Origin of the sequence: Borreliella japonica, from assembly GCF_030438115.2 — a bacterium.
Taxonomy (GTDB): Bacteria; Spirochaetota; Spirochaetia; order Borreliales; family Borreliaceae; genus Borreliella; species Borreliella japonica.
Genome location: NZ_CP124062.1, coordinates 355,186 through 376,986, shown reverse-complemented (window position 1 = coordinate 376,986; position 21,801 = coordinate 355,186). Strand labels below are relative to the sequence as shown.

Here is a 21,801-nt window from a genome sequence, read left to right as displayed (position 1 = left end):
TTATTCCTTTTTTCAATGTAAAATAACTTTTGTTGAAATTTAATAAATTAAATCATTATTGTGTTTTTAGAATTTATATTGGTTCTGGTTTATGCCATAAAAATCCCTGTCCATAGTCTATTTCTAGCTCATTTATTTTTTTTAATATTTCTTCATTATATACAAATTCGGCAATAATTTTTATATTTTTTGTATCTGCTATTTTTTTAATGGATTTTATTATTACAAAATCTATTTCACTAGAGTTTATGGCCTTTATGAAAGAGCCATCTATTTTAAGCAAGTCTATTGGTAGTGTTTTAATATATGAGAGTGATGTATGTCCGCTTCCAAAATCATCAAGTGCCAGTTTGATTCCAAAACTTTTTAATTCTTGAAAATATTTATTTATTATTTCAAAATTTTCAAGAATTCCAGTTTCTGTTATTTCTAAGCATATATTTTGAAGTGGAATTTGACTTTTCAACAAAGTGTCTTTTAAAAAGATTCGAAAGTTTTGTGATTTTAGTGAATAAGGAGATATGTTAATTGAGAAAACGTGAATCCCATTTTTTGATACAAAGCTTTTATATTCTCTTAAGGCCTTTTTAACCACCAATTTATCAACTTCAACAGTTAAATTATATTTGTCTATTAAGCTAAAAATTTGATCGTTTGGAATTGGTTTGCCCATGTGGTCAAAAAGTCTTGTCAAGATTTCTATTTTAGGTTTTAAGTTCTTTTTAAGAGGATTTATTTTTTGATAATAAAGAGTAAAAAAATCGTTTTTTATTGCTTTGAGTATATATTGAAAGATTTTGTTTTGATTTTTTAAAATCACCGCTTCTGGTAGTTCTTCTTTGTATATAATAGGATTAGATTCTTTGTATTCTGATGATATTTTTGTAGCCATCATTAATTTGGGGATTTTGAATTCTAAATTTTCTTTTAAATTTACTTCTATTATTCCGATATTGAATTCGAATATAATAATATCTTCTTTTTGAAATGCCAACATAATTGTTTTTTTGATTTTTTTGGCAATTGAGATTATTTGTTTTTCACCGCCACTTGTGCATATAATTACTATTAAATTATTGTTTTTTAGCTTAAAAATATATTCAGAGTATAATGACATTATTTTTGAATACATTATTTTAAGTATTTTTATATTAAGCTTTTCTCTATCTCCTTTGTATTCATATTCTGTTGTTAGGGATAGGTCTAAATTAAGTAAGTATATTCTTTTTTTTTTGTTAATATCCATATTGTTTACTAGCAATTTTTCAATTTCTTTGACATTTTGAATCTCGTCTTGTGAATCAATAATTTCTAGATATTTATAGTTTTCTGTTTCATTAAGGTTTGGTATTTCTTTGATTGTTATTAATTTATCAATATTGTTTTGATCGATTGTGCTAATAAATACATCTACGTATATTTTTTTATTATTTTTTAAAGTTAAAATACAGTTTGTTATTAATATATTTTTAAATTCAGAAATAGAATTTGTATGACAGCTTAAATCTATTTTTTTCAACTTTTCCCAATCTCGAATATCTATATCAGTTACTTTTATTGTATTCCCAGAAGTTTTTATTGGAAGATTAAGATTTTTACTACCTTTTTCATTGATATAAATAATTTCATTTTTGGTGTTTGTGATGATTACTATTTCTTTAATAAGTTCTGATAAATTTAAGAAGAAATCCAGAGTTGTATTTTTATTGTCACAAAATAGTTTTTTTTGATGTATTAAGCTTTGCTTATATTCTAATTCGCTTATATCTTTTATTATTTCTATGTGATTAAGTTTTAAATATTCCTTATCGAATTTTTCATTGCTAATTATAATAGAATGTATTTTGTTTGTGTTTTTTAATTCATTCGCAATGTTTATTGAAAAATCTATTGGTTTTTCATAATTATAAATAATAGCGAATTTAATATTATTTTGTTTTACATATTCACTGTATAAAGCTTTTTCAGATTTTACGATTTGAATTAAGTTAAAAATAGATTTAAGTTTTACAAGATCTCTAAGATTGATTTCGTTTTCAGAGATTACAACAGAATTTATATTTTGATAATTATTAGCCTCTTTCATTTTATTGGTTTGCTCTTATTTTAATTTTTGTATTCCAAGTTTGTATTATTTTTTATTTTTGTATCTGCTATTTTTTTAGTGATTATTATCCAGATTAAACCCAATAACATTAGTGCTAGTGAGAGAATTTGTCCCATTGATATATTTAAAAAGGAAAATTCTAACAGACTTTTAATTGATTTATAGTTTATTATAAATCCGAGTTCTTTATCTGGTTCTCTTAAATATTCGATAAAGAATCTGAAAAAAGCGTAAAGCATTATATATGTACCAAAAATAAACCCATCATGTTTTTTGATTTTTCTAAATAAAAACCATAGTAACATAAAAGTTACAGGCCCTTCGAAAAATCCTTCAATAAGTTGAGAAGGTATTCTTGGAAGGTTAATTAGTAGGTCATGAGGCAAAATTTCAAGCCCTACGGATGATGCAAATTCTTTTACACCCGGTATATTTGTGTCAAATGGTTCTGCATTAGGAAATATTATTCCCCCTTTTATTACTCTTCCATAAAGTTCTGCATTTGCGAAATTAGCAAGTCTTCCAAGTATATAGCCAGAAGAAAAAGCTATTGACCCATAGTCTGTTAATTTTAAAAAATATTTTTGTACATTTGTATTTTTAAGTTTTGTATTTATTATAATTAGAGGAGCAATTATTGCGCCTAAAAAACCACCATGAATTGCCATACCTCTAAAGCCTGTAAAGTTCCAATGTTGATCGAATGGTAAAAGAATTAACCAAGGATGAGAGTAATAGATCCCTGATTTGTCGTAAATCAAGGTAGATGCTAATCTACCTCCTAATATTGCTCCAAGTACAAGCGAAAACATAAATGTTTCATAATCTTCTTTTTTGATATCAATATTGTCCGATTGTATTTGATACCAAATAAACTTATAAGAGATTAGTATAATAAAAATGTAAGATAGGCTATACCATGTAATTGGTATGCCTTGAATTACTTCAGGGTGCAACCAACTTGGATAATTTATATAATTTGGCATTAGACCTCCTTAGTCTTTTCAAGCTTTTCAAAAAGCTTTTTTTTAAATAACATATTTTGCTTTCTTAAGGTTTCGATTTCTCTTTTCTGAGATTTTATTATATCAATAATTTCGATACTGTCTATTGTTTTGTTTTTTATCAGTGACTCAAGATATTCAATTTTTTCAATGTATTCTTCTTGAGCTTCTCTTAGTACGAAATCGTAACTTTCATTTAAATCTTCTTCATTTAAAAGCTCAGCATCATTTGTTAAATCTTCAATTTCGATCAATTTTTTTGCAATTTTTTTTATACTTTTGGATGTTAAACTTGTAGGTTTGTATATAGTAATAGGGATTTTACTGTTTAAAGCTCGATCAACTATTTCATCTTTATAGATTGCCCCAATGCTTTGTAAATTTATGCTTAAATAGTTTTTTGCCGATTTTATTATTTTTTCGGTTTTTTCAATGTCATTGGGACTTTTGAGCATATTAAATATCATAAAAGGACTAATTGTTTTAAACAATTTGTTAAATTTAGAGTAATTTTCAGGATCTTCACTTTCGAGCTTTAACAGCAAGTTAGGTATATATATCTTTTGAAGATCGATTGAATTTTGTTTTATTGTTCTGAGAATTTCATTTCCTTTTGTCCCTCTTTTAAACACGCTTGATAACAGTCTAAATATTATATTTTTAAGAAATAAGTATGCATTCATTGTGGATGTTACTGTTGGCGTTGTTACTATTACCCCTCTTTTTGACATTAAAAAAAAGTCTATGATATTAAAAGTTGTTCCTGCTCCAAGATCAATCACCAAGTAATCATATTTTAAAGCTTTTAAATTTTTTATTATAGTTTTTTTTTGAGAAGTAGCTATATTGGCAAGTTCTGGGATGTCAGAATCTCCTGCAATGAAGTTTAGATTTTTGATTTCGGATTTAATAATAATGTCTGAGAAATTAATATTTGTTTTTAAAAATGTGCCTATACTTTTTTTGGGTGTAATATTTAACATTGAATGTAAATTAGATGCTCCAAGGTCAAGATCAGCAAGCAAGACACTTTTTCCTTCATTTGCCAGGCAAATTGCTATATTTGTCGAGAAAAGAGATTTGCCAACTCCCCCTTTACCACTGGCTACAGGAATAATAATCAAGCTTTACTCCGTTGTTTTTATTTTTGCTTTAATTAGTGCTAAAATTATTGTATTAAATGTTAGATAAACTACTGTAATCCCTAAGAGTATGGCCAGAGAGATTTGATAGGCGTATATTTTAAAAGTAAATCCTAAGATAAATAATAATAATGTTAATATTATTTGAAATAATTTAGTTATTACTATGATGCCATGAAGAATTTTAAATTTTTCGTAGATAAGATAATAGAGTGTTAAATTAGCCATGAAAAATTCAGGTGAGTATAAAATAAATGTCAGCATAAATTTTATAGAGTAATTGTTAATAAAAATCAGTCTATTAATGGCTTGGTATAGTAAGGCTAAGATTAAAAGGCTTTCGAGTATTTGCAATATAATAAGGCTTGCTCGTATAAGGCTTTGTTTTTTTTTAGGATGTGAGTTTAACATAGTTTTAAAATATTATATTATGGAAATAAAATCAAGTTTTAATTTTTGCATTAGGAATGAATAAATGAAAAATAAATTTTTAATATGCGTGTATTTTTTGTTAACTTTGGGTATAAGTTCTTTAGTAATTGTTGAATCTATTTTTGCCTTTGATGAATCTAATAATAGTAAATTATCAAGATCTAGTTATGAGCAAATGATGATTCAAGCTTTTGAATTTGTAAAAGAGAATTATGTTGATCCTGTAAGCGACGAAGTAATTTTTGAAGGTGCTTTAAAAGGAATATTTCAATCCTTAGGTGATCCTTATTCTCAATATTTGACAAAAAGGGATTTAGAAGAAATCTCAAAAACAACAGTAGGAGATTATGTTGGTATTGGAATTTCTATAATAAAAAAAATGCATTCTCAAGATAAGCAGGAGAAGACAAAAGATCTTGATCCTAATAGCTCTTGTGTTTCTATTGTCACCCCTTTTGAGGGAGGTCCGGCTTATAAGGCTGGAATTAAATCTGGAGATTGTATTACTGCTGTTGATGGTAAGAGTGTTTCTTCTATGGAGGTGGATCAAGTTGTTGATCTTTTAAAGGGCAAAGAGGGCACAAAAGTTAAAGTGTCTATTCTTAGGGGAAAAGATTTAATATTGGATTTTGAACTTACAAGAGAGAAGATAGAAATACAAACAATCAAGTATGATGTTATTAATTCAGATATTGGTTATATAAGAATAGTAAGTTTCAATCCACATACTTCTGTAGATTTTAGCAAAGCTTTAGACAATCTTAAGAGTAGAAATATTAAATCTTTAATTTTGGATTTAAGACTTAATACTGGGGGATATTTCCAGGCAGCTATAAAAATGGCGGATGATATTTTATCTAAAGGAACTATTGTTTCTACAAAATCAAGAAATTCTAGCAAGCCTGTTGATTATAAGGCAAGCTCAAAGCAGGTTTTGCCTTCAAATGTAAGAATCGTTGCTTTAATAGATAGATCATCAGCATCAGCGTCAGAAGTTTTTGTAGGGGCCTTAAAAGATAATAAGAGAGCCTATATTATAGGTGAAAAGTCTTATGGCAAGGGGCTTATTCAACATGTAGTTCCTTTTTATACTGGTGGATTTAAAATTACGAGCTCAAAGTATTATACCCCATCTGGAAAGAGTATTCATAAAGTTGGGATTGAACCCGATTTGGAAATAAAATCTCCAGATTTTTCTGAGGAGGAAACATTAATATATAAAGAAATTTTTGATAAAAAGCTGGTAGAAGACTTTTTGAAAGGCAAAAAATCCATTACCGAACAAGAGATTGATTTTTTTGTTGAGAATCTTGTTAAAGAAAATCCAAAATATAAAATTGATAAAGAATTTCTAGGCAAGTATGTGTTTTTTAATTACTATCAAGATAATAATAAAGAACTACCAATCTATAACATGCATTATGACAAAGTTTTAAAAGCAGCTTATGAGTATTTATCTAAATTAGGTAATTAAATTGTGAAGCAAATTGTTTTAGATTCGAATTGTTTAGTAGGCGATTTTGTTATTGTTAAAGATGTGAAAATATATCATCATCTTGTTAATGTAAGGCGACTTAAAAAGGGTGATAAGCTGAACATTCTTTTAAAAAATAAGGAATTAAGGGTGTCAGAAGTATTGAAGATTGGCAGTAATTTTATTAAGTTTGCTACCAATAAAATAGATAAAATTGAAAAAAGTAACTTAGAGATAAGTATTTTTATTTCTAGTTTAAAGGGTAAAAAAATAGATTCGGTATTAAGACAGGTTGTTGAAATTGGAGTTTCAGAAATTAATATTATTAATGCAGATCATTCTGTGTCTAAAATAGATATAAGCAATACATCTGCTAAAGCTTTGAGATTTTCAAAAATAATAGATGAGGCCTTAAAGCAAAGCGGCAATAAAATTGTTCCCAAAATTAATTTTTATAATAATTTTTTTTATTTACCTTATTCTTTTTGTACTACTAGATATTACGTTGCCCATCAAAGTGGAATGATTTTAAGCAAGAATGAAAATTTTGACAATTTAAGCAAAATTGGAATTATAATAGGTCCTGAAGGATGCTTTTCGGACTCAGAAATTGCCTTTTTCAAGGAGAAAGGCTTTAATTTTGTAAGGTTTAACACTCCAATTTTACGAGCAGATACGGCTATTATTTATTCCCTTGCTTATTTTAAGGCATTATTAGAGGATTTTAATGGCTAATTTAAAAGACATATATTCAAAACCAGACAGATTTTATTTTTTAGGTGTACCTATAGATGTTTTTGATAGTCGTAGTAAGCTTATAAGCAGATTTGTGTATCTTTCAGGGCATCCTTATCATTCGATAGTAATTTTTATCGGGTTTAAAGCTTTCTTAAAGGTTTTGATTTTTAAAAAGTTTAGAAATCACATTAAAAATTCTTCTCTTGTTTTTTTAAATTCTAAGATTGTAAGATTTTTTTGTAAGATTTTTAAAAGAGTTAATATTGACTGTTATGATTCAAATACAGTTCTTCTTATTTTAATGGGAATACTGGAAAATACCCATAAAACATGTTATATTATTGACAAGGATAAAGTGATTTCAAAGAAAAAATTTTTAAGATTGAAGGAATCTCATAAAGAAATTAGTTTTATTGGGTATTATGATTTAAAAGCTGTAAAGAGAAATAAAGAAATGTTTTTTGCAAATATTAATAAACTTACTCCTAGTGTAATAATAAGCTTTTGTAATGATAGATATCTTGAAAATTTATTTTACGATAATAAATTTAGTATTAGAACCAATTTAAGTGTTTTTTTATGAGCTTTTAAATTTTAACTATCTATATTTTATGAGGTGAATATGGCATTTTTGCTAAATCAATCGGTAGTTTATCCAATGCATGGAGTAGGTACTATTAAGGATATTAGAACTAAAGAGTTTAATGGTGAGATTATCGATTATTATGAAATACATTTTCCATTTAGTGATATGATTTTTATGGTTCCTGTTGCTAAGGTTGACGATTTTGGAATTAGAGCTTTGGTTAGCAGAGAAAAGGTAGAAGAAGTTTTTGATGTTATTAAAGAGTTTGAAGGTCAAATAGATTCAAAAAAAATAAAAGATGGCGGTCATGAATTTTATAAAAAAAGTGATATTTTAGATACAGCAAAGTTATATAAATTTTTATATAAAAAATCTACTCAAAAAGAACTTCCTTTCTACGAGAAAAGGATTTTGAATGATTTTGAGTTAATATTGGAGCACGAGATTAGTTTAGCTTTGCAAATTAGCTTTGAAGAAGCTAAGGAGAAGATCAAAAATATTTTGATCGATAGTAAAAAGGCTTAAAGCTTTTTCAATTTTTGAGAAGGTAGGATTTGCTGTGTTTGATTCTTTAAGATTGGTTTTTTTAATAATTTATAGGTTTATTTTAATATTTTGCCTTTTTTCTTTAATATTTATCTGTACATTTTATTTAAAGTATAAGTTTTTATATTTTAATTTTTCTATTTTTAGTTATAGTCTTTATTATAATGCCTATATTTATTCTTTCCCTTTGTCGCTTGTTGTTACTTTTATGAGGATGCCTTATCCTTTTTATGGAATGGTTTTAAACTCATCTAGAGAGACTTTTTATTTTTATTGTATTATCTTTATTTTTATTTTATTGTTTTCTTATTTAGGATTTTTGGTTAGCCACAGCTTTCATTCTTACTATATTAATAGCAATAAACATAATAATTTTATCCTTAAAGATGAAGTTGTGCATTTTTTAAATGGTAAAATAATATTTTCTAGTAATAAACTTAGATTTTATGGTTTTAATGGAGTTTTAATTGTTTCAGAAGATGATAAAAAGGATAAAAGTTTTTCTTATCACCAGTCAAATCTTTCTGATTTTAGTATGATTAATTTTATTGGGAATAATTTTTCAGAGCAAAAAATTTATAATAACTTTGTTGATTTTCTTTTCAGGGATTTAAAAATTTTGAATAATTTTTTATTCTCACTCAATTATTTAAATTTAATTTTTAATATATTGGGAATTTCTTTATTGTTATTTGCATTTTCTTATGTTTTTAATCTTATTTTTTCAAATAGTTTTGCAATGTTTCTTTATCCCATTTTTATTATACTTTTTTTAAAAATTTATAATGTCTATTCAATTGAGTTTCCTAAGATTTACAATGTAATAATAGGAAGAAGTATGATCTCTGATTTTATTCCTTTTATTTTTTGTGTTTTAACTTTTTTTTCTACCTATTTATTTGGCTTTGTTTCAGAATATATTAAAATCAGCAAAGATTTAGATAATTTAGATAATGATTTATATAAGGATAGTTAATTCTTAAAGCTTATGAAAAGAGAAATATATGCATTTTTGAGTAACTTTGTTATTTTTCTATGTGTTTTTTTAGGTTTATTATTTAGTTATTCTTATTTTTTTGGAGAAAATTTTTTAGAAAAGCATAGATTAATAGCAGCTTTTTTTGATTCTATTTTACTTTTTTATAAGTATTTTTATGGATTTTTTATTTTTATTGTTTGTATTTACTTTGCTTTTTTTGTGCAGCAAGAAATAAAGATTTATTTAAAATCGTATAATGGGTATTTATTTTCTAGGCTTTATGCATTTTTGCTGTTATTTTTTATTATGGGACTTTTTTTTACTTTTATATTTAATTTAATATTGCCTTATATAATTTCCCAGAGAAATGAGTATAAGTTTAGTTACGATAGATATAATCTTCTTGAAAGTGAAGCAAATCAAATATCTCTTAAAATTAAAAATATAGATATAAGTTTGTCTTCAAATAGATTTTTTTTATCTTCTGATTTGTCAGATTCAATGAAGCAAAAGAGAAAACATCTTGAAAATTTGATTAGAATATATGATAAAATGCGAATTATTTATGTAAATAATGAAGAGCTTTTAACAAATTATTATTTAGTGAAATCTGAGTATAGTAAAATTCCAAACTATGACGTTGATTTGGAAAAGGTTAAAAAAACTTTTTCACGATATCCTTTGCAAAGCCTTAAAAAGCAAGATTTTTTTAATATTATCAATGAATTTATTGTTCAAAATGATTATTATACGGCCAATTATTTTGCTTATATTGCCCATGTTTCAACAAAAGATGATAAGTTTGTTGAGCTTTTAAATTTGACTTTAAAGTTTATTAATGAAAACAGGAATTTTGAAAAAGAAAAAATGCGGTTGATTTCTGAAGAAAAGCAAAAAAATTTTTTGTATCTTAATACTGAAAAATTTAAATTAGCTTATTATGGTTTTTCTAATCTTCATAAATTATTGCCCAGTGATAATGAAATTTTGAATTATAAAAATAAATCGCTTGAAAAACTTAGGAAAAGATATCTTTTCTTTGATGAAATTGAAAAATATTTTGAATATTATGGAATAAATGATGTGTTTTTATTGCAACCAGATTCTAAGAGAGGTTTTTACGATTATATTTATATACAAAAAATTGTCACCCTTAATAATTATTCTAAAATAATAAAAAATTTTGAACTTATTAGATTTAATAAGACAGGAAATGTTATATTGCATATTAAAATTCCATTTGCTACTTTGAGAGGTAATTTTGTGTACCAAAATGTTTTAGACAAAGACAATGAGCATAGCGAAATTACTCTTACCAAAGTCTTTGCGTCTATGGACAGTTTTGATACAAGCGTTTTAGAAGTTGTTAAGATTAATGAAAATGTAGAAAATTTAGCTTTATTCTCAAATAATACTGAGGTTGGATTTTTTCTAAAAATCCAAAGTTTGTCAAGCGCTTTTTATAAGGTTGCTATATTAAATTTGAAATTAATTAATATTTTTTCCTTAAGTTTGATTTTGCTGATTTCTCCCATTTTGTTAGTTTTAATGGGAGCGTTTTTTATCTCTTTGTTTTCTAAAATAGAATTTAATTTCAATTCCAAGGTTATGATTTTTCTAGTATCATTAATGATAGCTATTTTCTCAGGGATTGCTTGTCTTTTTGCCAATTATTTTTTAATCGTTTTTACTTCTCTTCTTATATACGTTTTTAATAGTGTGTACATATCTTTAGCTATTCTTTCTGCGTTATTGTTTTTTCTTATTTTTAAAATAGTTATTTTAAATTACAAGGAAAAATACATTTAATTTTTAACTTTTTTTTAGATTTTTAATTCTAGAGAAAAACCATTCATTTATTAGCAAGTTTTCTTTTTCAATTGTTTTTTTGTTTAATACATGAGAGTAGCTATTGATTTGAGTTTCGTCAATAATAAAAGGAGATATTCCATCAATTGAGTGTTTTATTTTTAAATTTAATTCTTTGTAAGGGGTAAAACCATTGGCAAATCCAAAATATATATTTGATTGAAATTGATTGTTAAATTCGATTAGGGTTTTTTGGATTTGTTTATCTAAAATCCAGTTGATAAATTTTTTAGTTAAAGTAGATGTTTCTAAAATACCAATAAAATTTGGGTTTGAGATAACAATTTCATTGTTATTGTTTGTTAAATATGAAAATTTTATTTGCGTTTTCTCTTGTTCGCTTAAACTATTGTAAAAGGTTAGATCGCTCAATCCTGTTACTAAAAGAGATTTATTATTAAGCAATATTTTATTTAGTTTTAGGTAGCCATATCTATTGAAGAAATCTTTTTGCAAATCCATTTGTTTTGCATTTAAAAATGATGAGAAATATTCTAGCATTTTTAAAATTTTATTTTCATTGTAATTTAATTTATTCCTTTCAAAGGAAAACCCCACATCATTTATTTCGGAAATCACATAAAATAAATTTTCAGAAATATAGGGTGATATAAAGAATTTTCCGTCTTTTATGAAATTTTCATATTCTTCTTTTAAATATTTGGTGTTTATGTATTTTTTAATTTGATATGTATTTTTATAGATTAAAATGGGAATGTCAAAACTTAATGGGATAATTTTATAGTTAAATTGTTTGAAAATATGTTTTAAGATGGGGTAATCTGGATTATAATCGATTTTTATAGATTTAAAATGGTTGGTAATGTTTGTGTTACCAATATTTTTAGAAATAATTATTTGTGCATTTTCTTTTTCTATTGTTTGCAGGTCAATGCTATTTCTAAACTTAATTATAAAATTTAGTTTATTTTCGATGTTAAATTGATTTATATAAAATGGTATTGTTTTGTTGTCAGTTAGTATAACTATGTTCTTATTTATTGAACAGCTGAGGCTAATCAATAAAATTGCTATTAGTACTAAATTTTTTATTCTCATAAAATTATTCAAGTTTTTTCTTTTATTTTACAATAAATTATGTATAATTTTTATAGTTAATATCGATTTTCATGTTTAATTGGAAAATAGAGTAAGGGAACTGAAGAGTTTTTAGGGGGATGATGAATTTGAGTTTATTCGATTTTATACTTTCTATGTTTAATATCAATAAAGAGCTTACTTCTGAACAAATAAAGCAAAAAAGGCTAAAAGAAGTTAAAGTTAGTTTAAGCAGGGCAAGTAATTTTTTTAATGCTTCAAAAATTCAGGCTTTACCTCAATTTTCTAGATTTCTTTATAATTTTTATAAAATTTTTTCTCCCTTAAGACCATTTGCCCAAAGATATAAAAATTCTAATAAAATTGTTCATTTTGTTGTTGAAAAATATTTAAATGAAAGTCAAAAGAAATCTTTAGATTATATTTATTCTTTTTCTGCAAGCGATAACATGAATTTCGCTTCAGATCTTCCTAAAAAGTTGCATAATAATTTATCTCATTTGTTTAAAAATATAACTCAAGAGCAAATTAAATTGATTGATGAAACTTATGAAGCTTTACACAATTTTTTTGATTTGGTCTTATATCAATACTATTTGGTTCTTAAAAATTTTGATAACTTGCTTCCAGAAGATGATTTTGTGTATAGACCTAGATTCAGCTCTATAGGTTGTGGAGTTATTATAGATGATCTTAAAGATTTGTTAGAATGTATATCTTCTATTAAGAATATTTCCATTTGGAAAAACCTTTATGACATTGTTTTAGAAATTTATGGAAATAAAGAAGATTTTCCTATTAAATCGAATGTCTGGATTAAGATTATTTCTTCTATTTTGGATATAAATAAGAGTAAGGAAATTTTATATTTAATAAGATATGTTAGTGGAGATCCGGATTATTTTCCTATTTCTATTGGGCAAAAACCTAATCCAGTAGCGAGAATATTTTTTAATGATCTTACTAAACATGTTTCCACTGAAATTGAAAAAATTAAAGTTTTGCAAAAAAATAGTAAATCTAAAGTATTGGCCGAACAGCTTTTTCCAGGAATATCTTTTTTAAATTTGGATAATTATAATGAAAAAATGAATGAAAAGATTGTATCTAAAATTGTGAGTACTACAGGTTATGTTTATTGTGAGCTTTTAGTTTATTTAAGAACATATACTATTCATTTTGTTAAAAAAGATCTTAATGATATTGTTAATTTACTTATTATTAAAGGACAATGGAAGCATATTGAGCTTTCGAGAGAAATGTCTAATGACATGCACGCCTTGATTAATATTTATGCAAGTCTTATTGATTTTGATTCTAATTTAGGGGATCAAGGTGGCTATGGTAACAGAATAAATGCATTACTGCATAGAGCTTCTGTGGGGGATAAATCTTCGGAGAAATTATTGTTAAATATAATAGCAGATATTAATAAAAAGGCGTTTACTATATCAAGTGAATATTATTCCAAAATTCATTCTATTGAGCAGCGTTTGCAAGATTGTCTTTCAGACTATTCAAAGGTCTCTTTGGAAAGAGAGCTGATTTACAATTGGAAAGAGATTGATATAGATTTTGCTAAAAGCTACGGAAACAATTTAAACTTTGGGGGTGTAATGAAAAATATTTTAAGTAGTTTAGCTTTGTTTTTAAAGTTAATGGATTTATATTTGGAGAAAAAATCATAAATTAAAGGAGTGTCTAAATGGCTAGGAAATGCGAGATAACAGGAAAAAAAACTATGTTTGGAAATAATGTTCCAAGGAAGGGTCTTGCCAAGAAAAAAGGTGGGGCTGGGCAACATATTGGAGTAAAAACCAAAAGAACCTTTAAGGTTAATTTAATAAACAAGAAATTTTTTATTCCAGAGCTTGGAAGAAGTATTTACATTAAGGTTTCTGCTAATGCATTAAGAAGTATTTCTAAGATAGGGCTTGATTCTTTTTTAAAGAAAAACTGCAAAAAAATAGAAAACTTTTTATAAATTTTAATTTTGACAATTTTATTTTATTAGAATATTGCTTGATATTAAGTATTCTGGGGGGTTGGCTGTTATTTTTGGGTCTGTAAATTCAAAATTTTTAAAAAGAATAGAGATGGCCATGATTGCATTTATGTTTTCTGGAAGTATTTTTTTTGATTTATAGCTTTCTAATATTAGATTAGGGCTAGGTGATTTTTCTTCGAGGAAGATGTGCTTTAAATTTTCTTCAAGTTTTAAGGCTTTTTTTATGTTTGTAGATTTTGAAATAAAGTAAGATAGTAGGATAAATGAATTTTCTTCTTTGCTTATAAAAGGTGTTAAAAACTCACAAAATTTTAATAAATTTTTATTGCAAGTTTTCCCAAAAATTATTGGGATTATTTTTATATTTTTCTTTATATTGCTAATAAAATTCAATGTAATTTCAATTTTGTGGTCATTTTCAATTAATTTATCGTCTATATTTGTAAAATTTAAATTTTTTAACAATTTTAATATTTTTAGGTTTACCTTAATATTTTTATTAAAAATTCTCCATACATGATGATTGGATATATTGATTAAAAAATTGCTTTCTGCTTCAGAGATTATAAATACATTATTAGTTTGATTTGATATTATTTTTTTAAACAAATATTTATTTTTTAAAAAAAACTCATAGTTTCCATAACTTGTTATAATGGCTTTGTGAGTTTTTTTTTCTTCCAACTTAAATGATAAGTTGTCTGTATTATTTAAATAAAATATGTTTTCAACCAAAGGGTTTCTAACTTTCTTTATATATTTCGCCCCTTGATAGCATCTTCTACTGTGTTTATTTCCATAAATTCTGTTCCTTTGTCGATATCTCTATTTGGGTTGCCAGAAATAATTATTACAGTATCTTTATCATTAACAATGCCTTGCTCTTTTAATATTTTAAGAGAAGTTACCACAAATTCGGTAGTTCTTTTAAAATTATTGTCTACAAGATTAGAATAAACTCCGTAGGATAATGTCAATTCTCTTGCCAATCTCTCGCTATTTGTTGTAATAAACAAAGGAACACTTGCTCTGTAAGTTGCCATTATTCTTGCGGTTTTGCCCTTTAGAGAATCTACAATAATTGCTTTTACATCTATAAGTTTTGTGGCATCGATTGCACATTTGATAATATAGTTTCTTGTAATGCTTTTATCGTAAAAAAGTTCATCCTTATATGAGGTCATTTTTCTATGTTTTTCAACATTTTTAGCAATGCTTGTCATCATTTTTACAGCTTCAATCGGATATTTTCCATAAGCGGTTTCTCCAGACAGCATAATTGCATCTGTACCGTTTAAAATAGCGTTAGCGATGTCAGATACTTCTGCTCTAGTAGGCCTTGGATTTTCAATCATTGTATGAAGCATTTGAGTTGCTGTAATCACAGGTACTCCATACTTTATGCAGGTTCGTGTTATTTTGAGTTGAGCAATAGGTACATCTTCTGCAGGAATTTCAACTCCCATATCTCCTCTTGCAACCATTATTCCATAAGATGCTTTTACAATTTCTTCAATATTGTCAATTCCTTCTTGATTTTCGATTTTGGATATGATTTTTACATCAGGATTTCCAGCAGCATTTAAAATTTTTTGAACATCTTGAACGTCTTTGGAATTTCTTACAAACGAATGGGCAATAAAATCAACATTGTATTTTGCTGCAAGCTCAATAAATCCTTTGTCTTTTTCGGTTACTGATTGCAGTTTAAGAGAAATGCCAGGAGTATTGATTGATTTTTTATTTTTAATTTGACCATCATTTTTAATTTCACAAATTAATCGATCAGGTAGTTTAGCAACAACAGTCATTTCAAGCTCACCATCATCAATTAGCACTTTAGATCCTTGGGGTACTTCTTTAACAAACCCATCATAATTAGTTTGAAAGTTTTTAGGCTCATTAATGGGCGAAGTTGAGATGATTACGGTGTCTCCAGTTTTTACAATAATAGGATTTTCAATATTTGCTGTTCTAACTTCCGGTCCTTTTGTATCGATCATTAGAGCTATTTTATTTGAAATTTTTCTAACATTGTCTATTACTTTTATTGTATCTTCGTGTGATTGATGAGCAGTATTTAGTCTGATGACATTTACTCCCGCATCGTATAAATCTTTTATATGTTCTGGTTCGCATCTAAGATCAGAGATTGTTGCTACAATTTTTGTTAACTTTGAAATCATAAAGTTCTTCCTCCACTTTTATAAATTTTATGCTTTTTGTCTTTGAATAACAATATTTTGTAAAAAATTCAAAATATTGCTTTGCTAGCAGTATTTAGGTTTGATTTTTTAATTTTTTTACTAGAGTTTCATCTAACTTGATATGTAAATTTTTTTCTGCTTTTGGAATTACAAGACCTAGCTTTCCGTTTTTAACCCTTCTTAAATTTTTAACTTGAGTGTAGTAAAGATCCGCTTTTCCTGATTTTTTTGCTAATTTTGTATAAAATACGCATAAATTACCAGCAGCTAAAAGGACATCAAGGCAAGGAGTTTTATTTTTTTGACTTTTAATAAAAACATAAGCTCCAGGATAATCTCTTGTATGAAGCCAATAGTCATTTCCTTTAACGTAATGCCTTAAAAGTTCATCGTTTTCTTTTGCGTTTTTTCCAATAATAATTTCAAATCCACAAGAGGTAAAATGCAAGCCTATTTTTAGCGTTTTTTCTTTTTTTTTAATAGTATTTACTTCTTGGTTATATTCTTCTTTTGGAATTAAATTTTCGTTTAGCATCGTTATTTTTGATTGAATGAAATTAAATTTGTCAAGATTATCTTGCAATTGATTTTGTATGGTTTTAAAAGAATTTTTGCCTTTTTTATATGCTTTAAAATATTGCAAGGCATTTTCTTTTGGTGATAATGATTGGTTTAACGATATTTTTATTTTTTCTTCTTTATAATTTAAGAGGTGTATTTCTTTAATTCCTTTTTGTATTTTGTTAATATTTAATAAAATCAACTCACCTTTTTCCTTTTCATTTTCAATGTTTTCAATCAGCTTAATTTGTTTTTTTAAAGATTCTATTCTTTTTTCTAAAACAATTAGCTCTTTTTTATATTTTTCAATAAGCGATTCTTTTATGTTAGTTTTTTTAATTTGATTATTGAGCGATTCGTAGTAATTTTCAAGAAATTCAGAATAAGATGTAAAATTGGCATTACTATATTCTTCTTTTAGATTCATAATTTTTTTATCAGATATTTTATTACTTTCATGTATTTCTTTGGCTTTTAAAAAGATTTCACCCGATGTTTCTTTTATTTTTGGTCTTCTGTAATATGCATCTAGTATTTTAAAGTTTGAGTTTGTAGCTATTATATTTGGAGAGGATGGCCACAATTTAATAAATAAGATAATTATTTCTTTTTTTAAAATCTCAAGAGAAATGATTCTTTCATTTTTCATTTGGAAAGCTTTTAGAATTTTTCCATTTTGAATTTTTGATTTTAGGAAGTCAGAAAATCTTAATTTTAAAGCGTTCCTTTTGAAATTTTTTTTTGTTATATGAAATCTGGTAGTGTTTGGATTTAAAGAAATTAATATTTTAAATTTTTTATTGTCAATTTTATTGTAAATCTCTAAAATCAAACTTTTATAATCCGGTTGTATTATTTTTTTTATTAAAGAGTTTTCGAAAGGGATTTCTTTAATTAAAGTGTTTATTTCAACATAATTCAAAGACATTTTTATCAAATCCTAATTCTTAAAAGATATTTATACTCAAGCTTTAAATTTTTATTTTATGTATTAAACTATTACTATCAATAATAGTTTATTTTAGTGATATGTAGTATTATGGAAGTAAAGTTTATTGGCAGTAAATAGTAAATGTGGTTTTTTGTCAATAGCTTAAGCTTAATAATAAGAGTTCATAAAATGATAAAAACAATTCTTCTGTTGGTTTTATATCCTGTTGCTGTGTTTGCTCAAGTATCTGCAAATCAATATTTTGAAGGAATTTATGCTAAATATCAAAATATAGAGGATATGCAAGCAACAATTAATTTTACTTTAAAAGGATTAAAGCAAACAGGTGTTTTGCTTTATAAGTTTCCAGATAAGTTTATTATTAGTTTAGATTCAAATAATCAAGTTTTTGTAAGTGATGGTGAATTTTTGACTGTTTATGTTCCATCCCTTGGGACTTCGTTTAATCAGCAATTAGTAAAAGGTAGCAGTGGGGGAGGTCTTATGAAAGTTTTAAATAGTGAGTATAGCGTGTCTTATACTAATTCTCCAAATCTAGAAGCTCTCGATTCATCTGATTCTGGAAAATATATTAAATTAACCTTTTCTAGAAAGCTTTACAAGGGGGCCGCTACTATTAATTCTTTTATTATTGCTTTTACCCCGGATGGAATAATCAGAAGAATTACTGCTTATCCTACTAGTGGTGGGCGTGAAATAGTTATTGATTTGACTACTGTGAAGTTTAATGTTGGAATTCTTGATAGCAAATTTAAGTATGATCCTCCAAAATCTTCAAATAAGGTAGATAATTTTTTATATGATATTAAAAAAAATTAAGGTTTAAATCTATGGAAGAAAATGATTTTATTAAATTTGGGAGTTATTTGAGAAAAATTAGAAATAGTAAAAATTTGACCCTTGAAATGGTGGCTGATGATATTAGAATTTCTATTAAGTATCTTAAAGCTCTTGAAGATTCTAATATTGAAATTTTTCCAAATGAAGTTTTGGCTGTTGGATTTTTAAGAACTTATAGCGAATATTTAGATATTGATTCTAGATTGATGTCAACTCTTTTTAAGGATTATAAAAATAGACTTAATAATAGTTATATTGGAATTAGATCTGAAGATAAAATTTCAAATTCAGGCTTTTTAAGCGATAATAAAGCTTTGAACAAAAAATTATTTTTTTTTAATTTAGAGTCTTTAAATATGTCTAAAATCCTTTTAGGAATTGTTGGTGTTATTTTGCTATTGTTTGTGATTTTTGCTTTTAGAGAATTTGAATTTTTTTTTAAAAAATTTTTTAAGCTTAGTCAAGATGAGAAGATAATTTCAAATACTCATGAAGTGATTTTTGATAAAAAAAATTTTTGGAATGTTTCTCTTAAAGAGGGAGATTTTTTATCTTTAATGCATGGTGATAATATTGCAAAATATAGAGCATCGTTTGTTAGTGATGACTTGATTATTGTTAATGAGTCTAAAAAAAGTGAAAATATTTTTAATTTAGGAGAGTTTAAAGAGATAAATCTTGATGATAATATGAGAGTCAAAATTATTTATGAGAATTATTATTATGATAAGTCTAAAATAGCTCATGTAAGTTTAGAATCTTTTGATTTAAACGTTAAATATGTATCTGAAACTAATATTGACAATAGATTTGATATTTTAAATTGGCAGTTTGATGTTAAGGGAAGTGAAAAATTATTAAGTAGCGATTATCTTACCTTATATTCTTCTCAGAAACTTTCAAATGTTGATTTAAAAATCGATTTTTTAAATGATACATTTTTTAGATATGCCGATGAAAGCAATCTTCATGGTAAATCTTTTTTAGCATCCAAAGGTATTCCTGTTAATTTAGCTTTTGAAAAATCTTTAATACTGTTTTTTTCAAGACTTTCTGATGTTAATATTGTTCTTAATGACAGAGATATTACTCCTTTTTTAAAAGAGCAGGGAAAAGAAATTTTTGCTGTCCAATTCTTCTGGGTAAAGACACCTTCAGGATTTGATCTTAAGGTTTCTGAAGTTTATTAGCAATGGATAAGATAAAAAATTTTTTTTCTAGTTTAAATGTTTTTCAAAAGAAAATTGTTCTTAGTGAAAGTAAAAATCCAATTCTTGTTTTAGCAGGGCCTGGAAGTGGTAAAACAAGGGTTATAATTGCAAAAATTGTGTATTTAATCAAACATATGAATATAAATCCTGATGAAATTCTGGCTTTAACTTTTACCAATAAGGCTGCAAATGAAATGAATGACAGAATAAATGATCTTTTAAAATTTGACAAGAAACTTCATATTCAGACTTTTCATTCTTTTGGGGCGTGGCTTTTGAGAGTTTACTATAAGGATTTTGATAAAAATTATGATTCAAATTTTACAATTTGGGATACTAATGATGTTGTTAGGTTTGTCAAACAAATTGATCTTGCTTCAAATCTTGAAATGGCAAGGCATATTGCAACTTTGATTTTAAAAGACAAAGAAAATTTTTTCTTGGAAAAATTTATTGAATTTACAGAAAAGAAATATGAGTATATGAAAATTTATGAGGAAGAGAAAGCTAAGAATAATGCTTTTGATTTCTCAGATCTTATTATTAAGCCTATTTTAATGTTGAGGCATTCTAAATCTCTAAAAGAATCTGTTCAATCTAAATTTAAAGTTATTTTTGTAGATGAGTATCAAGATACAAATTATTCACAATTTTTATTTTTGAAAGAACTTTATTTGGATGGTATGTATTTTATGGTTGTAGGAGATGAAGATCAGTCAATATATTCTTTCAGAGGAGCTAGAATTGAAAATATTCTTGAATTTGAAAAAACTTTCAGCAATGTTGTTAAATTTTATTTAGTTCAAAACTATCGTTCGAATTCAAATATAGTGGGTATTGCAAATGGGGTTATCTCAAAAAATAAAAATAGGTATGAGAAGAAAATAACGACTCAAAATACTTCTGATAAGAGAATGAAGTTTTTAGTTTTTCAAAGCACATCAGATGAAGCTGAATATTTTTCTAATTTGTTTGTTACTAATGATATTGAAACAGCAATACTTTATAGATTTAATTCTCAATCTTTTCCTTTTGAGACATCCTTTTTAAGGAAAAATATTCCATACAAGATTTTAGGAGCAATTAAATTTTATGAGAGAGAGGAAATAAAAGATATTATTTGTTTGCTTAGACTTTTTATAAACAAGAAAGATAAAATAGCTTTTTTTAGAATGATAAACAAGCCTTCTAGAGGAATTGGAAAAATTACTCTAGATAAAATAATTAGTGCTTTAAATGATGGTGATGTTAATTTTAATTTGTTTTGTGCAAGTAAAAAGGCTTTGAATTTGCTTAAAAATAGAGCCAAAGAGTCTCTTTTGGTGTTTTTAAATGCTTATGATGAGATGGGTAAAAAACTTTTTGAAAATAATTATATTAATTTATCTGCTTTTATTGAGGATGTTGTAATTAAATTTGGTCTTTTAGATTATTATAAAAAATTTGATAAGGACGAAAAATTAAGAAATATTGATGAACTTATTAATAGCGGAATTGAATATTCAGGTACATTTGAAGGCCTTGCTATATTTTTAGAAAATTCTTCACTTTCCCCTTTGATTTCTGGAGATTTTAAGTCCAGTATACTTTTGTCTTCGATTCACGGTGTTAAAGGACTTGAATTTGATAGAGTTGTGATTTCCGGACTTGAGAAAGGTCTTTTGCCAGCTGAAATTGAAGAATTAACAGAAGATAGACTTGAGGAGGAGAGAAGACTTTTTTATGTTGCAATTACAAGGGCTAAATCAGAGCTTATTATTACCTTAAATTTGAAGCGAGCTTTTAGAGGTTCTTTTAGAAGTACTGCGCTTTCTGTTTTTTTCCAAGACATTGACAAAAATTCTTATGATATTATCTTTATTCCTGAGTATTTGAAAGAAAATTTTAATAATTTTTTTATTGATAATAAAAGGGATATTAGATTTAATATTGGGGACTATATAATTTATAATGGAGAAAGGGGAATGATTGTCGATAGTTGGCATCAAGGCAGTTCTCAGTTTGTTAAGATTAGTTTGAGAAATGGTAAGAAAGCTATTTTGAGTTCTGAGTATATTAAAAAAATTATTAAAGCTTAGAGGTTTAT

19 protein-coding genes are annotated in these 21,801 nt (G+C 25.8%); 11 read left to right on the top strand and 8 right to left on the bottom strand.

The annotated features are described in order from the left end of the window. Positions 1-73 precede the first annotated feature (73 nt). From QIA21_RS02390 to QIA21_RS02375, 4 genes are read right to left on the bottom strand one after another with little or no spacing between them, the layout of a single operon-like run. Complete coding sequence (locus QIA21_RS02390) at positions 74-2,086, bottom strand: EAL domain-containing protein (RefSeq protein WP_301392998.1); 2,013 nt, start codon at positions 2,084-2,086, stop codon at positions 74-76. A 20-nt stretch (positions 2,087-2,106) separates the two neighbouring features. Continuing rightward, positions 2,107-3,093, bottom strand: a complete 987-nt coding sequence (lgt, locus tag QIA21_RS02385; protein ID WP_301392997.1) for a prolipoprotein diacylglyceryl transferase — start codon at positions 3,091-3,093, stop codon at positions 2,107-2,109. Continuing rightward, positions 3,093-4,235: a MinD/ParA family protein gene (locus QIA21_RS02380; protein ID WP_301392996.1), complete on the bottom strand. Its 1,143-nt coding sequence runs from the start codon at positions 4,233-4,235 to the stop codon at positions 3,093-3,095. The genes lgt and QIA21_RS02380 overlap by 1 nt, the downstream gene beginning before the upstream one ends. Before the next feature lie 3 nt (positions 4,236-4,238). Continuing rightward, entirely contained in the window at positions 4,239-4,664 is a 426-nt protein-coding gene (locus QIA21_RS02375; RefSeq protein ID WP_363323797.1) for a hypothetical protein, read from the bottom strand. A gap of 64 nt (positions 4,665-4,728) precedes the next feature. Here QIA21_RS02375 and QIA21_RS02370 point away from each other — a divergent pair, with 64 nt between their 5' ends. The 6 genes from QIA21_RS02370 to QIA21_RS02345 are packed head-to-tail and all read left to right on the top strand — an operon-like array spanning position 4,729 to position 10,817. Continuing rightward, positions 4,729-6,159 carry a S41 family peptidase gene (locus QIA21_RS02370; protein WP_301392995.1) on the top strand — a complete coding sequence of 477 codons (1,431 nt, stop codon included), beginning with the start codon at positions 4,729-4,731 and terminating at the stop codon, positions 6,157-6,159. A 3-nt stretch (positions 6,160-6,162) separates the two neighbouring features. Further along, positions 6,163-6,894 carry a 16S rRNA (uracil(1498)-N(3))-methyltransferase gene (locus QIA21_RS02365; protein ID WP_301392994.1) on the top strand — a complete coding sequence of 244 codons (732 nt, stop codon included), beginning with the start codon at positions 6,163-6,165 and terminating at the stop codon, positions 6,892-6,894. Continuing rightward, a complete protein-coding gene (locus QIA21_RS02360) occupies positions 6,887-7,480 on the top strand; it encodes a hypothetical protein (RefSeq protein WP_091972423.1) in 594 nt (197 codons plus the stop codon). Before QIA21_RS02365 ends, QIA21_RS02360 begins: the two co-directional genes overlap by 8 nt. A 39-nt stretch (positions 7,481-7,519) precedes the next feature. Continuing rightward, entirely contained in the window at positions 7,520-8,008 is a 489-nt protein-coding gene (locus tag QIA21_RS02355) for a CarD family transcriptional regulator (RefSeq protein ID WP_091972425.1), read from the top strand. Between the two features lie 34 nt (positions 8,009-8,042). After that, positions 8,043-9,005, top strand: coding sequence for a hypothetical protein (locus QIA21_RS02350; protein ID WP_301392993.1), 963 nt, complete (start codon positions 8,043-8,045; stop codon positions 9,003-9,005). Between the two features lie 12 nt (positions 9,006-9,017). After that, the gene (locus QIA21_RS02345) at positions 9,018-10,817 is read left to right on the top strand and encodes a hypothetical protein (RefSeq protein ID WP_301392992.1); all 1,800 of its coding nucleotides are present in this window, start codon (positions 9,018-9,020) and stop codon (positions 10,815-10,817) included. Positions 10,818-10,820: 3 nt separating this feature from the next. On the opposite strand, the gene QIA21_RS02340 is transcribed toward QIA21_RS02345, so the two are convergent. Next, on the bottom strand, positions 10,821-11,948 hold the full coding sequence (locus tag QIA21_RS02340; protein WP_301392991.1) for a hypothetical protein: 1,128 nt from the start codon (positions 11,946-11,948) through the stop codon (positions 10,821-10,823). Positions 11,949-12,058: 110 nt separating this feature from the next. On the opposite strand from QIA21_RS02340, the gene QIA21_RS02335 reads away from it, so the two are divergent. Continuing rightward, positions 12,059-13,624, top strand: coding sequence for a hypothetical protein (locus tag QIA21_RS02335; protein WP_301392990.1), 1,566 nt, complete (start codon positions 12,059-12,061; stop codon positions 13,622-13,624). Positions 13,625-13,641: 17 nt separating this feature from the next. After that, complete coding sequence (rpmB, locus tag QIA21_RS02330; RefSeq protein WP_091972434.1) at positions 13,642-13,920, top strand: 50S ribosomal protein L28; 279 nt, start codon at positions 13,642-13,644, stop codon at positions 13,918-13,920. Positions 13,921-13,938: 18 nt separating this feature from the next. On the opposite strand, the gene amrB is transcribed toward rpmB, so the two are convergent. The 3 genes from amrB to QIA21_RS02315 all read right to left on the bottom strand — a co-directional run bounded on the left by amrB (position 13,939) and on the right by QIA21_RS02315 (position 17,640). Beyond that, positions 13,939-14,679 carry an AmmeMemoRadiSam system protein B gene (amrB, locus tag QIA21_RS02325; protein ID WP_301392989.1) on the bottom strand — a complete coding sequence of 247 codons (741 nt, stop codon included), beginning with the start codon at positions 14,677-14,679 and terminating at the stop codon, positions 13,939-13,941. 17 nt (positions 14,680-14,696) lie between these two features. Further along, positions 14,697-16,130 (bottom strand): pyruvate kinase, encoded by a 1,434-nt coding sequence (pyk, locus tag QIA21_RS02320; RefSeq protein WP_301392988.1) that lies wholly within the window; start codon positions 16,128-16,130, stop codon positions 14,697-14,699. 94 nt (positions 16,131-16,224) lie between these two features. Next, positions 16,225-17,640, bottom strand: a complete 1,416-nt coding sequence (locus QIA21_RS02315; RefSeq protein ID WP_301392987.1) for an NFACT family protein — start codon at positions 17,638-17,640, stop codon at positions 16,225-16,227. Positions 17,641-17,832: 192 nt separating this feature from the next. Here QIA21_RS02315 and QIA21_RS02310 point away from each other — a divergent pair, with 192 nt between their 5' ends. The 3 genes from QIA21_RS02310 to QIA21_RS02300 are packed head-to-tail and all read left to right on the top strand — an operon-like array spanning position 17,833 to position 21,793. Continuing rightward, positions 17,833-18,483 (top strand): LolA family protein, encoded by a 651-nt coding sequence (locus tag QIA21_RS02310; protein WP_091972450.1) that lies wholly within the window; start codon positions 17,833-17,835, stop codon positions 18,481-18,483. Between the two features lie 11 nt (positions 18,484-18,494). Then, positions 18,495-19,694 (top strand): BB_0345 family helix-turn-helix protein, encoded by a 1,200-nt coding sequence (locus QIA21_RS02305; RefSeq protein ID WP_301392986.1) that lies wholly within the window; start codon positions 18,495-18,497, stop codon positions 19,692-19,694. 2 nt (positions 19,695-19,696) lie between these two features. Next, on the top strand, positions 19,697-21,793 hold the full coding sequence (locus QIA21_RS02300; protein WP_301392985.1) for an ATP-dependent helicase: 2,097 nt from the start codon (positions 19,697-19,699) through the stop codon (positions 21,791-21,793). Positions 21,794-21,801 lie beyond the last annotated feature (8 nt).

Excerpts from the sequence above, each read along its gene's own strand:
- QIA21_RS02355 (WP_091972425.1), top strand. The coding sequence starts at position 7,520 with ATGGCATTTTTGCTAAATCAATCGGTAGTTTATCCAATGCATGGAGTA.
- QIA21_RS02360 (WP_091972423.1), top strand. The coding sequence starts at position 6,887 with ATGGCTAATTTAAAAGACATATATTCAAAACCAGACAGATTTTATTTT.
- QIA21_RS02345 (WP_301392992.1), top strand. The coding sequence starts at position 9,018 with ATGAAAAGAGAAATATATGCATTTTTGAGTAACTTTGTTATTTTTCTA.
- QIA21_RS02300 (WP_301392985.1), top strand. The coding sequence starts at position 19,697 with ATGGATAAGATAAAAAATTTTTTTTCTAGTTTAAATGTTTTTCAAAAG.
- QIA21_RS02370 (WP_301392995.1), top strand. The coding sequence starts at position 4,729 with ATGAAAAATAAATTTTTAATATGCGTGTATTTTTTGTTAACTTTGGGT.
- QIA21_RS02315 (WP_301392987.1), bottom strand. The coding sequence starts at position 17,640 with ATGTCTTTGAATTATGTTGAAATAAACACTTTAATTAAAGAAATCCCT.
- QIA21_RS02310 (WP_091972450.1), top strand. The coding sequence starts at position 17,833 with ATGATAAAAACAATTCTTCTGTTGGTTTTATATCCTGTTGCTGTGTTT.
- lgt (WP_301392997.1), bottom strand. The coding sequence starts at position 3,093 with ATGCCAAATTATATAAATTATCCAAGTTGGTTGCACCCTGAAGTAATT.
- QIA21_RS02305 (WP_301392986.1), top strand. The coding sequence starts at position 18,495 with ATGGAAGAAAATGATTTTATTAAATTTGGGAGTTATTTGAGAAAAATT.
- pyk (WP_301392988.1), bottom strand. The coding sequence starts at position 16,130 with ATGATTTCAAAGTTAACAAAAATTGTAGCAACAATCTCTGATCTTAGA.
- rpmB (WP_091972434.1), top strand. The coding sequence starts at position 13,642 with ATGGCTAGGAAATGCGAGATAACAGGAAAAAAAACTATGTTTGGAAAT.
- QIA21_RS02390 (WP_301392998.1), bottom strand. The coding sequence starts at position 2,086 with ATGAAAGAGGCTAATAATTATCAAAATATAAATTCTGTTGTAATCTCT.
- QIA21_RS02375 (WP_363323797.1), bottom strand. The coding sequence starts at position 4,664 with ATGTTAAACTCACATCCTAAAAAAAAACAAAGCCTTATACGAGCAAGC.
- QIA21_RS02335 (WP_301392990.1), top strand. The coding sequence starts at position 12,059 with ATGAATTTGAGTTTATTCGATTTTATACTTTCTATGTTTAATATCAAT.